Annotated in this window: 17 protein-coding genes; 2 read left to right on the top strand and 15 right to left on the bottom strand. The window is 60.7% G+C overall.

Going from position 1 to position 14,937, the window contains the following annotated elements; genetic code table 11:
- Window positions 1–68: 68 nt before the first annotated feature.
- Entirely contained in the window at window positions 69–242 is a 174-nt protein-coding gene (locus PM3016_RS38825) for a hypothetical protein (protein ID WP_238540316.1), read from the top strand.
- A 1,651-nt stretch (window positions 243–1,893) separates the two neighbouring features.
- On the opposite strand, the gene PM3016_RS24470 is transcribed toward PM3016_RS38825, so the two are convergent.
- From PM3016_RS24470 to PM3016_RS40215, 13 genes are all read right to left on the bottom strand, one after another.
- A complete protein-coding gene (locus PM3016_RS24470; protein ID WP_013919320.1) occupies window positions 1,894–3,219 on the bottom strand; it encodes an ABC transporter substrate-binding protein in 1,326 nt (441 codons plus the stop codon).
- A 177-nt stretch (window positions 3,220–3,396) separates the two neighbouring features.
- Window positions 3,397–4,950, bottom strand: coding sequence for a response regulator transcription factor (locus tag PM3016_RS24475; protein ID WP_014371351.1), 1,554 nt, complete (start codon window positions 4,948–4,950; stop codon window positions 3,397–3,399).
- A 2-nt stretch (window positions 4,951–4,952) separates the two neighbouring features.
- A complete protein-coding gene (locus tag PM3016_RS24480) occupies window positions 4,953–6,722 on the bottom strand; it encodes a sensor histidine kinase (RefSeq protein WP_013919323.1) in 1,770 nt (589 codons plus the stop codon).
- Window positions 6,723–6,939: 217 nt separating this feature from the next.
- The gene (locus PM3016_RS40905) at window positions 6,940–7,074 is read right to left on the bottom strand and encodes a hypothetical protein (RefSeq protein ID WP_013919324.1); all 135 of its coding nucleotides are present in this window, start codon (window positions 7,072–7,074) and stop codon (window positions 6,940–6,942) included.
- Window positions 7,075–7,213: 139 nt separating this feature from the next.
- On the bottom strand, window positions 7,214–8,068 hold the full coding sequence (locus PM3016_RS24485) for an HAD family hydrolase (protein WP_014371352.1): 855 nt from the start codon (window positions 8,066–8,068) through the stop codon (window positions 7,214–7,216).
- Between the two features lie 45 nt (window positions 8,069–8,113).
- The gene (locus PM3016_RS24490) at window positions 8,114–8,575 is read right to left on the bottom strand and encodes an NUDIX domain-containing protein (RefSeq protein ID WP_013919326.1); all 462 of its coding nucleotides are present in this window, start codon (window positions 8,573–8,575) and stop codon (window positions 8,114–8,116) included.
- Window positions 8,572–9,069: a GNAT family N-acetyltransferase gene (locus PM3016_RS24495; protein ID WP_013919327.1), complete on the bottom strand. Its 498-nt coding sequence runs from the start codon at window positions 9,067–9,069 to the stop codon at window positions 8,572–8,574. Before PM3016_RS24495 ends, PM3016_RS24490 begins: the two co-directional genes overlap by 4 nt.
- 140 nt (window positions 9,070–9,209) lie before the next feature.
- The gene (locus tag PM3016_RS24500; protein ID WP_013919328.1) at window positions 9,210–10,040 is read right to left on the bottom strand and encodes a superoxide dismutase family protein; all 831 of its coding nucleotides are present in this window, start codon (window positions 10,038–10,040) and stop codon (window positions 9,210–9,212) included.
- Between the two features lie 266 nt (window positions 10,041–10,306).
- The gene (locus PM3016_RS37570) at window positions 10,307–10,444 is read right to left on the bottom strand and encodes a DUF4023 domain-containing protein (protein WP_013919329.1); all 138 of its coding nucleotides are present in this window, start codon (window positions 10,442–10,444) and stop codon (window positions 10,307–10,309) included.
- An 83-nt stretch (window positions 10,445–10,527) separates the two neighbouring features.
- The gene (locus tag PM3016_RS24505) at window positions 10,528–10,995 is read right to left on the bottom strand and encodes a hypothetical protein (RefSeq protein WP_014371353.1); all 468 of its coding nucleotides are present in this window, start codon (window positions 10,993–10,995) and stop codon (window positions 10,528–10,530) included.
- 232 nt (window positions 10,996–11,227) lie between these two features.
- Window positions 11,228–11,467 (bottom strand): hypothetical protein, encoded by a 240-nt coding sequence (locus PM3016_RS24510; protein WP_013919331.1) that lies wholly within the window; start codon window positions 11,465–11,467, stop codon window positions 11,228–11,230.
- Window positions 11,468–11,589: 122 nt separating this feature from the next.
- Complete coding sequence (locus tag PM3016_RS40210) at window positions 11,590–12,318, bottom strand: FAD-dependent monooxygenase (RefSeq protein ID WP_014371354.1); 729 nt, start codon at window positions 12,316–12,318, stop codon at window positions 11,590–11,592.
- Complete coding sequence (locus PM3016_RS40215) at window positions 12,206–12,808, bottom strand: FAD-dependent oxidoreductase (protein ID WP_238540636.1); 603 nt, start codon at window positions 12,806–12,808, stop codon at window positions 12,206–12,208. Before PM3016_RS40215 ends, PM3016_RS40210 begins: the two co-directional genes overlap by 113 nt.
- Before the next feature lie 160 nt (window positions 12,809–12,968).
- Here PM3016_RS40215 and PM3016_RS40910 point away from each other — a divergent pair, with 160 nt between their 5' ends.
- Window positions 12,969–13,097, top strand: coding sequence for a hypothetical protein (locus PM3016_RS40910; RefSeq protein ID WP_013919333.1), 129 nt, complete (start codon window positions 12,969–12,971; stop codon window positions 13,095–13,097).
- On the opposite strand, the gene PM3016_RS24520 is transcribed toward PM3016_RS40910, so the two are convergent.
- Window positions 13,094–13,927 (bottom strand): YihY/virulence factor BrkB family protein, encoded by an 834-nt coding sequence (locus PM3016_RS24520; RefSeq protein ID WP_013919334.1) that lies wholly within the window; start codon window positions 13,925–13,927, stop codon window positions 13,094–13,096. The genes PM3016_RS40910 and PM3016_RS24520 overlap by 4 nt on opposite strands.
- 150 nt (window positions 13,928–14,077) lie before the next feature.
- Window positions 14,078–14,755 carry a DUF421 domain-containing protein gene (locus tag PM3016_RS24525; RefSeq protein WP_013919335.1) on the bottom strand — a complete coding sequence of 226 codons (678 nt, stop codon included), beginning with the start codon at window positions 14,753–14,755 and terminating at the stop codon, window positions 14,078–14,080.
- Window positions 14,756–14,937: the final 182 nt, after the last annotated feature.

Consider the following 14,937-nt stretch of genomic DNA (forward strand, 5'->3'; position numbering starts at 1 on the left):
CCCTGCTTTATTCATCGCATCCGGAGGACAAAGATTTCTCCGCTCGCTTCGACAAGCCGCGGGGACCCATGAGCGGGGGCATGTGCCTCTTTCATTTCTTTACGGTGGTCTTCCTTCTCCTCGTTACCCTTGGCTTCGGCGCCTTTTTTGTCTCTTACGCCGGCTTCTTCGGGGTGCTGCTCACATGGATTCCGGCCTCGGTGCTGGTCGCCTTCGTCGTCTCCTGGATTCGTAACTATTAAATCGCCGCGGGTTGTGTATTCAGTTCAGGCGGATGTTCCGGGTCCAAAGCTTCTGTCGACGCTTCACCGCCAAAGGCTGCCGGCAGCAGGGTGATGCTCAAAGGCAGCGCTATTCAACGCTTTGCGGCTGCCCGCTTCGGCTGCAGATCCCTGTGCAGCGTTCTGGGATCTGCATCTATTGACAGGCTCCGCAGCGATTATCGGCGGTTCGTCTATGCCGGCAGCCGCTTCGACGTTTCGGAGCGGCTGGCCAGGGCACTCGGACATCGCCGGAGCGCTTTTGGGCGGTTTGCCTGCCGGAGATCGATTGGTCAGCGTAACGCATTACCCGCGGCCGATATGCTCTGGAGAACTCTAACCCTGGTCCAGAGATCGAGATCCCGCGGTTTTACAGGCCCGCAGAGAGATAACGGAACTCAGGTTCGCTATTTTTACAAAAGCTGCCGCTCCCGGAGCCATAGCGGAACTAGGATGCGCTATTTCGTTGATTTGACGGCAGAAGCCGGGGCATCCAGGACAATAAGGCATCTGAGTCCCGCTATCCTCCGGGAAATGACGGGAAATACCCGAATAAAGCATCTGAGTTCCGTTATTTGCTGCCGCGTCCACGTTCCTCGATCACCTTGTCGCACCTCACCGCCCGGCACCACCGTTTTCTCACTTTGTCAGCTCGTCCGACAACTTCTTCGCCTAGCGGACCAGCATCCCACGACTCCCTCCTCGCACCTCACAGTCCGGCTTCACCACGACTTCCCTCCTCTCGTCTTGCCGACAAGCATCCCACAACTGTCCCTCCTCGCGCCTCACAATCCGGCTTCACCGCGACTTCCCTCCTCTCGTCTTGCCGGCAAGCATCCCATAACTGTCCCTCCTCGCACCTCACAGTCCGACATCCCACGAGTTCCCTCCTGGCGCCTCACAATCCGGCTTCACCACGACTTCCCTCCTGGCGCCTCACTATCCGACTTCACCTCGACTTCCCTCCTGGCGCTTCACAATCCGGCTTCACCTCGACTTCCCCCCTCTCGTCTCACTGTACGGCATCCCACGAGTTCCTCGCGCCTCGCAGCCCGGCACCCTAGAATTTCCATCCTCTCGCCTGGCAGACCGGCATCTCATGACTTACCTCCTCTCGCCTCAATGGCCGGCTTTTCCCGCGACTTCCCTCCTTCAGTCACAGTCCGGCGGTCCAATATTTCTACTCTCGCCTGACAACCCGGCTTCACCGCGATTTCCCTCCTCTCGTCTCACCGACAAGCATCCCACAACTCTCCCTCCTCGTACCTCACAGTCCGACATCCCACGAGTTCCCCCCTCACGCCTCACTATCCGGCTCCACCACGACTTCCCTCCTTGCGCCTCACTATCCGGCTTCACCACGACTTCCCCTCCTCCACATCCCTTTAACTCCCGTGTCCTCACTCTTTTCTCTACCATTTTCTCTCCATCACCCACACCGCCAGCACTGCTCATCCACATCCCTCCAACACTCACACTGCACCCACTCAGCAGTCCTCAACCCCATCCTGATTGCCGCCCCCCGGCCTCTTGGCCTTTCCTCCAGCCCCTACTTACTGCACACGCCCCCATCACCGCCGCCAAGTGCAAAAAAGACCCCGCGCTGTCATCAGCGCAGGGCCCTTGCTTAACCTTACTTCTTGTTCTTCGCCAGGATCGCGTTGGCATCCTTGCGGAATTTCGCGGCCGCGTCTTCCGGCGTGATTTTCTTGTACATCATCTGCTCATTGAGATCCTTAAGCAGCTTCTCGATCTCGATGGAGCCGATCGGGTTCGGAGGATCCATCGGCGAGGAGTTCTGCTCAGCCCACGCCACGTAGTCGAAGACTTTGACTTCTTCCGGCTTCAGCAGCGGCTTCAGCGCTTCCTTCACCTTGGAGGAGACCGGTACGCCGCGCTCGCCCTTGATGATCTTGTTCGCTTCGATGTCGTTGATGAAGAAGTCGATGAACTTCGCCGCTTCTTCCTTGTGCTTGGAGCTCTTCGTTACGGAAAGGTACATACTCGGCTTCAGGAACATGCCCTTGTTGGCGTTCGGGCCGACCATCGGCTGCAGCTCCAGCGGACGCTTCGCCGCATTGACGAGACCGATGTACTGGTTCGACCAGCCGTTGGAAGTGATCGAGTTGCCGAGCGTCACTTCATCGTCCTCCGGCGTGCCTTTCTTCTGTGCTTCCTTATCGAGCGTCAGGTAGTAGCCGGCTTCATACCACTTCTGCTGGCGCTTGAAGTAGTCGACGAAGTGCTTGTCGTCCGTGTAGCCGAGCGTCGAGCCGTCGGCGCTGTACATCTTCTGGTCGACGGTTCTCAGATAGTAAGCGAAGAACACGTCCGGGCGGTAGCCGCCCATGATCTTGCCGGCCGCTTTGGCCTTGACGGCGATCTGCTCGAGATCATCCCAGGTCCAATCCTTCTTCGGAGGCTCGACGCCGATCTTCTTCAGCATCTCAAAATCCATCAGGTGAGCCAGCGCGTTCACGCCCGTCGTCATCGCGTACAGCTTGCCGTCCAGCTGGCCGGCGGAGATGATGTTCGGGGAGATCGAGCTGACGTCGAGCGTCCCGTTCTTCGTATATGGCGTCAGGTCCTCCAGCTGGCCGCGGCCGCCGTATTGGGTCAGGTAGGAGATGTCCATCTGAAGAATGTCCGGCAGTCCGTTCGCCGCCGCCTGCGGGGCCAGCTTCTTCCAGTAGTCGTCGAAGGAAGCGTACTCCGCTTCGATCTTCACATGCGGGTTCTTCTGCTGATAGAGCTCGATGACCTTCAGCGTGTAATCGTGGCGGGCCTGTCCGCCCCACCAGGCCATCCTCAGCTTGATAGGCTCCTTCGTCCCGGAAGCGTTTTCGGTTTTGGCTGCGGTACCGCCGTCCGCCGCATTCCCGCCGGCCGGTGTATTGCTTCCGCCGCAGCCAGTCAGTACAAGTGCAAGAGAGAGCAGTGCTGTGATCGGTTTTTTCATCTCTATTTCCTCCCCTGATTGTGTATCCGTTTATGATAAGGCTTACATTTCTTATTATCCCTTGGATGCGTGCGAAGAGGAATTCAAAAAACCGTGAGGATTGTTCAAAAAACAGGGCTTTCCGCAAAATCCGACCCCCCTGATTTTTTGAACATCCCCACCTGGACGGCCTCAGCTTCAGGACGATTTCATGTACTCGGATGGCGTGCAGCCCGCGTATTTCTTGAACACTTGGGAGAAATACTGCGGATTGTCGCCGAAGCCGAGGCGTTCGGCCAGCTCGAAGATCTTGACGTCGCCTCCCTGGCCGAGCAGCTCCGTCGCTTTCTTGACCCGCTGCTTCATGACGTAGTTGGAAAATTTCTCGCCGCTCTCCTTCTTGAACAGCTTGCCGAGGTAATCCGCATTCATGTACAGCATCTCATGGGCCACCCACTGCAGGGACAGCTCCGGATTGCCGAGCTGGGCATCGATGATCTCCATCACCTTGGAGAGGATCGCCGACTGCTTGCAGCGCGTCTGCTCGTAGTTGCGGCGGGCGATCTCCTGGGCCATCCGCTTGAAGAACAGCGCGATCGCCTGCAGGGTGTCAAGCTCGAGCAGCGGCACCAGGCGCCCCATGTTCGCATTGCGCTCCGCCGGCTCGCAGAGCCGGATCATCTCCATGAACCACTGGATGACATACGACTTCGCCGTGTGGATATCAAGACGCCGCTCCGCGAGGCCGGCGAACATCGCATCGATCTCCCGCTCCGCATCCTCCCAGTGACCGCTCTTGATCGGCAGCGTCCACTTCTCCGCATCGAAGGCCGGCTCCCCGCCATCGACTGCAGGCGCGACTTCGGCCAGATCCGCCTCGGTGATGACGCTGCCCTCGCCCAGGTAGAAGCGGTGATTGAGACAGGCCATCGCCTGCTTGTACAGCTGCCGGCTGTGCACGATGTCCCCCGGCTCGCTGAGCGCGATCGTGAGGTCGATCCGGTAATACTGGAGGAACGTGGTGCGGATGCCCTCGAGCCGCTCCAGCAGCGACTTGACATCGCCGCTGCCCTCGATGGCCATGAGCACATGGTCGCCGACCGTGGAGCTAAGCACCGCCTGCTCCAGCAGCTCGCCCGCGATGTTCTTCACGGCGAAAAGGTGCTCGAACTCGAAAGCTCCCTCGAGCCGGAAGACGATGAGCCGGATCGTACGGGTATCCGTCTCGATATGAAACAGCTTGCGGTAGTACTCCCAGTCTCCGCTGCCGTAGGTTTTGTTCGTCACGAATTCCTTCAAGAACTGCTCCTTGACATGGGGCAGCACCTTCTCGAGCCCTTCGCGCATCGAGCGCACAAAATCATCCCGTCGCCGCGACTGCTGCAGCTCTTCGGTCAGCTCGGCGAGCGCTTCGACGATCTTATTCTCGTTACACGGTTTAAGCAGGTAATGCCGCACCCCGTTCTTCATCGCCGTCTTCGCATACTCGAACTCGCTGAAGCCCGAGAGCAGGATGAAGCGGATCTGCGGGAACTCCCGGTGCACCTTCTCCACCAGCTGCAGGCCGTCCATCCCCGGCATCCGGATATCGCTGATGACGATGTGCGGCGGATCCTGCACGATCGCATCGTAGGCTTCGATGCCGTTGCGGGCGGTGCCGGCCAGCTGCGTCCCCGCCGCCGCCCAATCGACCACCTGCGAGATCCCGTCGAGAATCATCCGTTCGTCGTCGACCAAGAGTACTTTATACATGGTTATCCCTCCATCTCCAGCGGGAGGCGGATGCTGACTTTCGTTCCGCGTCCCGGCTCGCTGTCGACATCCACCCCGTAAGGCTCCCCGAAGGCGATGACGATGCGCTCTTTAATATTGTTCAGGCCGATCCCGTTGCCGCGGGACGGCTGCTCGCCGCGCCGCACGAGCTCCAGCAGGTCCGGATCCATCCCGGCCCCGGCATCCTCCACCGTGAGCAGGAGCCCGTCCCCCTGCGCGGAGGCCGCCACACGGATCAAGCACGGGTCGATCATCGGCTCGAGGCCGTACTGGATCGCGTTCTCGAGCAGCGGCTGAAGCGTCAGCTTCGGTATCCGGCAGCTCCGCACGCCCTCCGGCACGTCCATCTCGAAGATCAGCCGCTCTTCGAAGCGGAACTTCTGGATCGTGATGTAGTTCTTCACGATCTCCAGCTCCTCCTCCAGCGTGATCAGCGTCTCCTTCATCGAGATCGCGCTGCGCAGCAGGAAGCCGAGCGCTTCGACCATCTGGGAGATGCGGGGCTGCCCGTTCATTTTGGCCATCCAGTTGATCGACTCCAGGGTATTGTACAGAAAATGCGGATTGATCTGCGCCTGCAGCGCCTTGAACTGCGTCTCCTTGATCGTCAGCTGCTTCGCGTAATTCTCGGTGATGAGCTCGTTGATCTGCCCGATCATCACCCGGAACGTGCGGTGCAGCTGACCCACCTCGTCCATCGACAGCGAATTCGCGTCGGCCGCGGCAATCTCGGCTTCCGCCTCGGCGAAGTCGCCCTTCTGCACCTGCTTCATCCGCTCGACGAGCTTGTCCATCGGCCGCGTAATGCCGCGGGCGAACTGGATGGCGACGGCCATGACCGCCACCAGGGAGCACAGGAAGCCGATCAGGAGCACATTCTTCATGAGCACGATGCGGTTGAAAATATGTCCGTACGGAATCAGGCTGTAGTAGGTCCAGCCCGAGTAAGAGGAGCGCACCTGGGTGAAAAAGTACGGCTCCCCGTCCATCTCCTTGATGACGTAGCCGTGGCTGCTGCTGAACTCGCCCGGATTCGGCAGCGCTTCCAGCGTTCCCGCCTTGCCGAAGAGCATGCTTCCTCCGGCCATGATGACGAGCTGGCCGTTCTGCAGCTCCGTCCCCTTCACGGCGTCTTCGACGATCGTATCGCTTTTGATGCGCATGGCAAGAGTGCCCAGCGAATTAAGCTCCAGGCTTTGGTAGGAACGGATATCCCGTGCCGCGACCAGCCGCTCGCCGGGCGTATCCGGATACACCCACCGGCTCTCGCCGAGGCCTTCCTCCGCCGTCAGGCGGATGAGCCGCTTGCGGGCGTCGCTCACCGGCCCCGTCTGCCCAACAACGTGGTCATACCCCTGGCTGTCCGTAATCACGACCGACTGCACATAGGGCTCGTACCCCGCATACTGGACCAGCTTGTCCTGCAGCTCAAGCCGCAGCCGGTGCTTCTCGTACTCCGGCGCATCCCCGTTCAAGCCGCGGAGCATCCCCTGGATGCCCGGGTCCGTAGCGACATTGAAGGACAGGCTGTCGATCTTGCGCAGCTCGCTCTCGATGCCGCTGGAGGAGAGGTTGAGCACCTGAGAGGATTTCTCGTAGAGCTGCTCGTCGTAGATGGTATAGGCATACTGCAGGGAAATGAACGTGACGGAAAAACAGACGGCCATCACTAGCGAGATCAGCACGAACACCTTTTGCTTGATCCGCAGATTGCGGTACAGGGGCAGCACTCCCCTGAAGAATGGGGTCATCGGGCAGCTTCCTTCCTGAGCGTAACGTATGCGCTTCCTTTCCCAAATCATAGCATCCCTCGTGGAACTCCGTCTACCGCTTCCCAGCATGTAACAGACGAACCGCTGATCCTTACAGGGCCGGCCAGGATTTCCAAGGAGCGTGCCGTTGCAGCAAAAAGCGCAAAAAACCGGACTCCGAAGAAGTCCGGCTCCCTGCCATCTTGGCAGTACGGCGTTATACGGTTGGACGGCCCATCTCTTTTTTGTCCTTGTGGTACGGCTGTTTCATATACGCTTCGTTCTCCGCCGCGTTGTTGGATTCGGCAGCCATGGCCTGCTGCTTCTGGTGAAACGTCTTATTGCTTCCCATACGTACCCCTCCGCTCATGGATAAGAATAAGTGCTCACTGCTTATGTAGTATGCGTACCGCTGTGCAGAGCCATGCGGTAACAGGAGCGGGAAATGCTCACCAGTACAAAATGCAGATCAGGACAAAATGCCGAATCGATCAGGACAAAGACACGTTCTCTGCGGCGATGCGGTCCCGGAGATAATACGCCACGCCGTTCTCCTCATTCGACGCGATTATCCCGTCGGCCGCATCCAGCGCAAGCGGATGGGCATTGCTCACCGCATAGCACTCGTCCGCCGCTTCGAACATCGACAGGTCGTTGAGGTTGTCGCCGAAGCAGACGAGCCGGTCGTAGCCGCCCATCGCCTTCAGCGCCAGCACCGCTTCCCGCTTCGTCGCACGCAGGCTCGAGATCTCAAGCCAGTGATATGCCGGTGCATACACGTCCGGGCCATAATGGCAGACGCAGGCATCGCGGCTGCGGAACGTTTGGAACACCGCTTCCATCCGCCCGGAGCGGTCAATGGCGTTAACCGTAATCACCTGCTCTTCCCCGATCTCCGCGAAGTCGGAGACGAGCGTGAACCGTTTGTCGCCGCCCGCCGTCCGATTCCCGATATACTGGGCTTCGCTTTCGTTGAAAATGCCGCGGTAATATACTTTAGGCTCCCCCGCCGCGTTCATCGTATACACGAGCGGGTTCAGCCCGCTGTCCAGATAAGCTCGGAGAATCTCCTGCGCCAGGAGCGGATCCAGGTAGTTCTCTACGAGGTAGCGGCCCTCCGCCATGTCCCGGATGAAGACCCCGTTGAAGAGAACGACCGGCACCTGGAGCTCCAGCCCTTCCACGATCCTCTTCACCGATTCGTACGCCCGTGCGGTTGCAATCGTAAAATGCATGCCTTCGCGGATCAGCGCGTTCAGCACTTCCCGCGACTGCGCCGGAATTTCCTGCCTCCCATTCAGCAGCGTCCCGTCCAGATCCGATACATACAGCATTCGCTCTGCCATACCAATCCCCTTTAACTGTCAATATGTATAGAGGCAGCGTCTGTTTCAGTTCGTGTCGCCCAGGTAACAGATCCGCTCTCCCCGCCGCCGCAGCAGCCGCTTGAGGCGCTCGGGGTACAGCTCGATCGAATCGAGCCGCTGTACTTCGACCCATTCCACGCCGACCTGGGAGCTGTCCGGGTTCGGGCCGTTCTCCGGCACCTCCACCCCATCATCGAGCCGGCATTCGAAATAGAATTCCACCTGGTGAATCTCCGAATCCCACTCGGCGAACTGGTGGTTGCGGCCGATATATTCGCGCACGTGCAGCAGCTCGCCAACCTCCACCTCAAGACCCGTCTCCTCCAGACACTCGCGGACGACGGCGTCACGCAGCTCCTCGCCAGGCTCCTGGCCTCCGCCGGGAAACAAGTAGAAATACCCGCCGCGGCCGTCCGTATTGCGGGTGAGCAGCAGCTTCGTCCCCCGCCAGATGACCGCCTTGGCCGAATTGCGGATCGGATTCATGCCGGCCGCCCCCCTTCTTCCCAGCGCTGGAGCTCCTTGCTCATGATATACCAGCTGTCCCGGCCGCACGGATACTCATGCTTTTCCACCGGCCGGTACCCGTGCCGCTCGTAGTAGCTGACGTTGCCGGGGATCGACAGCCTGACCCCGAGCGTCGTCCGCGAGTAGCCGAGCCCGCGCGCCAGCTCTTCCAGATGCCTCAGCAGCGCTTCGCCGATCCCCCTGCGGCGGCAGTCCGGCAGAACCGCCACGCGCCCGATATACAGCGCATCCCGGTCCCCGTCCCGCTTATAGCGGGCCGAGCCGACCGCCCGCCCGGCCTCCCAGGCCAGAACGGCGCCGCCGCCCGCCTCGAACAGAGGGAGCAGATCCTCGGGCTTCTCGCCGAGGGCCCCGGAGGGAGGCTGCAGCACTCCCGCATATTCCCGGAAGGCTTCCTGCATGATCTCATACACGAGCCCGATCTCTTCCCTGCCTGCCATACGGATGTCCATCGCTCCATTCCCTCCAAGTCCCGAAATAAGCCATATTATACCACAGCCCATGGGGGCTTGGAGTCCTCCGGACAAAAAAAGACCCTGCCGGGCTCCGCTCGGAGCTCGTGCAGAATCTTCATGTCCTTGCCGTTCTAGTTCTATTTGCCGTTGATGAGACCGCAGGCGATACGTTCGCCCGAGTTCCCCGACGGGTCCGTCTTGTTGTCGTCAGGGTTCGCGTGAATGATCAGCGACTTGCCGTCGCCTTCAAGCAGCGAGTTCGACTTCCCCGGGCTGAGCGTCAAGCCGGTGGACACCAGGGTCGTGCTGACTTTGCCGTCCTTGTCCGCCGTGATCGAAGGCAGGTCTCCGGCATGCGGCCCTTCCCCGTTCTCCAGCCCGTGCTTCTGGCCGTTCGGGTTGAAGTGCTCCCCGGCCGTCTTGAAGTCCGGAGCGTCGCAGCGGGCGTTCTGGTGAATATGAATGCCGTGCGCCCCCGGCGGAAGCCCGGTAAGGTCGAGCTTGATCGCGACCCCCTTCGGGTCGGAGGTAAGCTGGGCCGTCCCCAGCTTGTTCATCTTCGCGTCGGTGACGATGACGGTCAGCCCCTGCTCGGAAGCCGGAGCCCCCTGCGTGACGCTCTGGTTGTTGCCGTTCTGCGCGTCCTTGCCGCTGCCCTCAGCCGCGTCCGTCCCCGGCCCGCTCCTATTCACCTGCGAGCCGTCCCCGGTGCTCGGTCCGCTGCCGTAGGCTCCGCCGCCCTTCGTTCCGTTGTCGCTTGTACTGCCCCCAGTCGTGCCGCCCCCCGGGGTATTGGTCGTTTCGCTGGTTCCGGCTCCGGTGCTGGTCTGCCCGGTATTGTTCTGTGTGGCATTGAGCGGATTGCCCGGGTTCTGGTTGCCGCTCGTCTTGTCGTTCGCTCCGCAGCCGCTCAGCGCCAAACTTAGCGTAAGAATGACGGCGAAGGGAACCTTGCGGTGGTTCTTCATCCTGAATCCCTCCTCTAGGTTTGGACCTCTCCCCCAAAAATACCCTTTCTCTTCCATCCTGAAACGATAGAGGGCAGGCAGGAGAAGGGCCTTGCCTTTCGGAACGCGGCCCCGCGAAGGTCGGAGGAATAACGGAAGTTCCAACGAACACAGGACACCGGGCTGCGGAAGCCAAGAGAAATTCTTGTCTTTGGGCGCGAAAAAAACCGGCCGAATCCGGCCGGGATGTGGGGATAAGTGCATGAGTCTGCCCTGCCGGGCTGCCGCTAGTGGCGCTTGTTCGGCAGCTTTTTGGCCGGATGGTTGTCCCCGTGGGTTCTCCGGTGCTTCTCATCCTTCGCCTGCGTATCGTGGACCTTCTCAATCCACTCCTCGGTGCTGCCGGTGAGATTTTGTTTGGTCATCGCGCTCGTCCTCCTTTCGGGTCGGTCTATAGTATACCGCTCCCCCCGGGAGGACTATCACAGGAGAAAACCGGACGGCGGCGCTACTTCGCCATGCCGCCCTTCGCCTCGGAGAACAGCGGATTTGCGGTATTCGCCTCATCCACCCGCCCGTATTCCGGCTCCCCGGAGAGCTCCATGTTGTAGATCATGTTGAGCTGCATGACATTCGGCAGGTTCATGCGCTCATCCTCTCCCGGTACGACAAAATGAATCGTCTCGAGCGTGCCGTCCTCAGGCGTCTCATAGACGAACATCGCATCCCGGAGCCGGTCCCAGGGGATGACGGCCGTCCGCCCGTCCACGGCAATGATCTTCAGGTGGGTCGGGATCAGGTACGATTCCCCGCTGGCCATCGCGGCCCACGATTTGTACCAGTGGTCCCAGTCCACCGCCCTTCCCTTCAGCCCCGGCACCCGCTCTTCCGCATCCAGGTGGTAGGTGCTGACGGAGATCATCTCGCCGATATCAAAGAACTCGTCCCCTTTATGGTCATCGAATATCTGAATCATCGTCTATCCCCTCTCTTCCGGATTGGACCCGGCGCCGCCGCTGTGTTTCTGATCCGGCCGGCTGCAGGCCCCCGTTTCCCTACCTCTTACTACCACCCCCGGGCCCCTGCCTAAACAGCGGCTGAGACAATTTGCCCTGCCGCCGGGCAGCCAAGATCACCGGCTTCGCCGTCCTTTTAAGGAAGATGACAAAAAAAGGGCCGCATTAGGCGGCCCCCATCCCGGGGAAGACTTAGAAAATGGGAAGACGGTATTTATCCCCATCCGGGGTAAACAGCATCGCTTCCTCATCGTACAGGTCGATGCGCACAGGCGGCTTCCGCAGGGAAGACCAGGTTAATTTATTATGCCGGAGTGCCGAAAGGAGCGAAGGAATTCGCCCGCGGTCTGTGCCGATCAACCGGACAAGAATCGAATTGTTGCCGAAGGTGATATTCGTGCTCTGCGTCTTACTCTGCATCGTGCTTTGCATGAGTTCCGCCTCCTGACTGGAATAAGTGTCTGGGAAGGCTTCCCCCTAGGCGGGAGCCCTCTCTTCTTCTTACCCTTGGAAGCTGTTTCCTTAACAGAAATTTACACTTATTCTTCAAAAAGTTACAAAGCTTCGTCCCCGCTCGGCACCTCGTGGCCCAGCAGCCAGTCAAGCTGCCGCAGCTGCACCGCTGACGGCAGCAGGCCGAGCAGGGCGTTGCGTGAGGCAGCCGCCAGCGGATGCTGGAGCTGCATCAGCCGCGCCATCCGCCGGGAGCCCCGAACGACACGGGACGTGCGGGGAATCCGAAGCCTCTCATAGCGCCTCAGCGAGGCGGGGATGTCGTCCGGGTCCAGCACCCCGGCCAGCACCGCGGCGTCCTCCATTGCCTGCGCCCCGCCCTGGCCGAGATTCGGAAGCATCGGATGAGCCGCATCGCCGAGCAGGGTCACGCGTCCGTCGCTCCAGCTCCGGAGGGGCGCGCGGTCGAACAGGTCATGGGCAAGGATCGCCTCTTCCCCGGTGGCCTCCACCACTCCGCGGACCGGTTCGTACCAGCCCGCAAGCCGGGACCGTGCCGCCTGCTTGCGGTTTCCCTGAGCCGGCACCGTGCCTGGTGGCGCATTCAAGGCCGCGAACCAGAAGACCTGCCCCTCCCCGATCTGGGAGAAGCCGAAGCGCAGCCCCGGCCCCCAGGCCTCGAAGCCTCCGCCGAGCTCACGGGTGTACTGCGGATGCTCATACCTTGCAATCCCTCGCAGCGCGGTGAACCCGCCGTAGCGCAGCAGGGGCAGTCCGCCCGGCAGCTGGGAGGCCACCTGCGAGCGTATGCCGTCCGCCCCGATCAGCACCCGCCCCTCGGCCGTTTCTCCGCCTTCGAAGTACGCCCGAACGCCCTCGGCGTCCTGCTCCCACCTCTCGAGCCGCCGGCCGAACCGGACCGTGCCCGGCTGCAGGCAGCCGGTGAAGCGCTTCCTGCAGAGCCGCGCGGTGGATCAGCCAGGCTTCCGTGCCGTAGCGCAGCGCCTGCTCCCTGACCGGCAGCCGCGTGATCAGCCGGCCCTGCCAGGAGCGGATCTCCGCCTGCCGGACGGCGGCTCCCCGGGCCCGCACCTCGGCCCCTGCACCGAACCGGTCCAGCAGCTTCATCGCATTGGCCGCCAGCACGATCCCTGCTCCCGCCCCCGCCAGTGAAGGGCCGCGTTCATAGACGGCCGCGTCCCATCCGGCCGCCTGCAGGGCAATGGCCGCCGACAGGCCGCCGATGCCCCCGCCGATGATCAGCGCACGCCCGCCGGCTTCCCTGATCCTTGCCCCCGCGGAGGTGCCTTCCGGCTTCATGAACACCACAGCCACCGCCTTTTCATCGATGTTTCCCCTTCTTTTTTGGGGGATGCCCCCCCATAACCCCGCACCGGTTCGAATGCTATTCTCGTAATTACAGAATCATAACAAAACCATAGACTTGCACGGTCTAGTAGAGGAAGGAGGCATACCCATCATGATCGCACTCAATCTCCGCATTGTCGCCCAGCAGCTTGGCATCGACATGGAACGGTTCCATGAGGAGTTCGGTGAGGTGCCGCATGCTTCTCACGACACGGACGAACATAAGGGCGACGAAGCCTAGGCTCTGCCCGGTTTCAGCTTCTCCCGCTTTTTGAAGAGATACGCCATCGCGTTGATTTCTCCTCCTATGATAATAATGAAGGCAGATAAATAAAACCAGGTCATCAGCACAATAACTCCTCCAAGGGATCCGTAAGTGGAGCTGTAATTCGCCCAGCGGCCTACATAATAAGAGAACCCCAGGGACGTGAGCTGCCATCCGGCCGAAGCGATGAGCGCCCCGGGAATCACATCCTTGCAGCTCAAGCACGTATTGGGCGCCACGTAATAAATCCCCGTGAACACCAGCCCCAGCACCGCAAAATTGACCACCCACCGCAGCCCGCTCCACAGCTCGATCTGCCCGAGGGGAATGACCGAATGCACCGTCAGCCAGCTGCCGATCACCGGACCGAAGACGCTGAGCAGCAGTGCCGAGAACACGACGATCAGCATCGCCAGCGTCAGCGCCATGGCCAGCAGCCGGGAGCGGATGAAGCTTTTGCGCGGGGAGAGCCCGTAGGCCTTGTTGACGGCCAGCACGATGGCATCCATCGCTGCACTGGCGGTGACGAGCGAGAAGATCAGACCGAACGATAGCGTTCCGCCGCGCTTCGTATCCAGCACCTCGCGCAGCTGGGTCTCCATGCCCGCCGCCACCCCGCTCGGGATATATTCCTTGATCATCGCCAGCACATCCTGCGAGGTCACCGGCAGAAAGCCGAGAAGACTGACCACGAAGAGCAGGAACGGAAACATCGACAGGAGAAAATAGTAAGCGCACTGCGCGGATAAGCCGAGCGCGTCATCGGTTTCGATCTGCTTCCAAAGCTCTTTCAAGAAGGCGGTCATGCGCCCTGCCCCTTTCCAGTTGAGGGATCGGCCCTGCCGTCTTCTTGTTGTTTCCTTTTCCCCTTGGCTTCATGCCTCGCAATGCAGGCCAAGCCGGACGGATTCCCCCCGGATCCGTCCGGCTTCTTCGCGTAAAGACGAACGCTTATCCTAAGAGCCGTGCTGGATGTACAGGCCCCCGCTCTCCGTCCATTCGCCGTAATAGATATCCTCCAGCCGCTTCGCACCCTGCTTCCGCAGCTCTTCCTCCAGCCAGCTCCGGTCCCGGCCGATGCTCTTCAGCTGGTCCTCATCGAGACAACCCTTATCAATGAGCAGGACGGGAAGCTCCACCTTCTTGTCCGGCAGGTCGAGGTCCTCCCTCACCACCGACTCCGCAGGCGATTTCTTAAGCACGCTGAGGTTCCCGTTGGGCTCGAATACGGCGAACGCCACCTCGCGAAGCGAGAAGATGCTCTGCTCCCTCAGCAGCATCGTGACCTGGTGCCAGTCCAGCTTGTTGCGCCGCATCGCTTCGGGGTCCACCCGGCCGTCCCGCACGAGCACATCCGGCCGTCCGCTGAGCTTTGGGTTCAGCCAGGGGAAGAGCTGAAGCACCTTCTCGAAGCCGAGCGACAGTACGGCCCAGAGCACGAGGGCGAAGACGAGCTCGGGAAAGTGGACCTCCCGGTCATATATGCTGGCCCCCACGAGCTCGCTGAGCATCAGGGAAGAAACGAAGTCGAAGGGCGTAAGCTGCGAGATCTCTTTCTTCCCGAGGAGCTTGGTAATTAACCATAGGCCGATAAATCCGGTACCCAGTTTGATGAAAATGTACATATAATCCATACGTGCCACCTCCTGCCTGCTAACCTGCCAGGCTTGGAACTCATTACCCCTCCGGTCCCGGCTTGAACCGGAGCCACGGCGGGATTCGGTGGGAGCGGCAGGTGGCCGGGACCGGGAACGGCGGGGCCTATCGCGATCGCTTCACAGGAACAAGAAAGACGCCCGGGGTCCGGGCGTCTTTC

The organism is Paenibacillus mucilaginosus 3016 (genome assembly GCF_000250655.1).
Classification (GTDB): Bacteria; Bacillota; Bacilli; order Paenibacillales; family NBRC-103111; genus Paenibacillus_G; species Paenibacillus_G mucilaginosus.

Excerpts from the sequence above, each read along its gene's own strand:
- PM3016_RS38825 (WP_238540316.1), top strand. The coding sequence starts at position 69 with ATGAGCGGGGGCATGTGCCTCTTTCATTTCTTTACGGTGGTCTTCCTT.
- PM3016_RS24470 (WP_013919320.1), bottom strand. The coding sequence starts at position 3,219 with ATGAAAAAACCGATCACAGCACTGCTCTCTCTTGCACTTGTACTGACT.
- PM3016_RS24475 (WP_014371351.1), bottom strand. The coding sequence starts at position 4,950 with ATGTATAAAGTACTCTTGGTCGACGACGAACGGATGATTCTCGACGGG.
- PM3016_RS24480 (WP_013919323.1), bottom strand. The coding sequence starts at position 6,722 with ATGACCCCATTCTTCAGGGGAGTGCTGCCCCTGTACCGCAATCTGCGG.
- PM3016_RS40905 (WP_013919324.1), bottom strand. The coding sequence starts at position 7,074 with ATGGGAAGCAATAAGACGTTTCACCAGAAGCAGCAGGCCATGGCTGCC.
- PM3016_RS24485 (WP_014371352.1), bottom strand. The coding sequence starts at position 8,068 with ATGGCAGAGCGAATGCTGTATGTATCGGATCTGGACGGGACGCTGCTG.
- PM3016_RS24490 (WP_013919326.1), bottom strand. The coding sequence starts at position 8,575 with ATGAATCCGATCCGCAATTCGGCCAAGGCGGTCATCTGGCGGGGGACG.
- PM3016_RS24495 (WP_013919327.1), bottom strand. The coding sequence starts at position 9,069 with ATGGACATCCGTATGGCAGGCAGGGAAGAGATCGGGCTCGTGTATGAG.
- PM3016_RS24500 (WP_013919328.1), bottom strand. The coding sequence starts at position 10,040 with ATGAAGAACCACCGCAAGGTTCCCTTCGCCGTCATTCTTACGCTAAGT.
- PM3016_RS37570 (WP_013919329.1), bottom strand. The coding sequence starts at position 10,444 with ATGACCAAACAAAATCTCACCGGCAGCACCGAGGAGTGGATTGAGAAG.
- PM3016_RS24505 (WP_014371353.1), bottom strand. The coding sequence starts at position 10,995 with ATGATTCAGATATTCGATGACCATAAAGGGGACGAGTTCTTTGATATC.
- PM3016_RS24510 (WP_013919331.1), bottom strand. The coding sequence starts at position 11,467 with ATGCAAAGCACGATGCAGAGTAAGACGCAGAGCACGAATATCACCTTC.
- PM3016_RS40215 (WP_238540636.1), bottom strand. The coding sequence starts at position 12,808 with ATGAAGCCGGAAGGCACCTCCGCGGGGGCAAGGATCAGGGAAGCCGGC.
- PM3016_RS40910 (WP_013919333.1), top strand. The coding sequence starts at position 12,969 with ATGATCGCACTCAATCTCCGCATTGTCGCCCAGCAGCTTGGCATCGAC.
- PM3016_RS24520 (WP_013919334.1), bottom strand. The coding sequence starts at position 13,927 with ATGACCGCCTTCTTGAAAGAGCTTTGGAAGCAGATCGAAACCGATGAC.
- PM3016_RS24525 (WP_013919335.1), bottom strand. The coding sequence starts at position 14,755 with ATGGATTATATGTACATTTTCATCAAACTGGGTACCGGATTTATCGGC.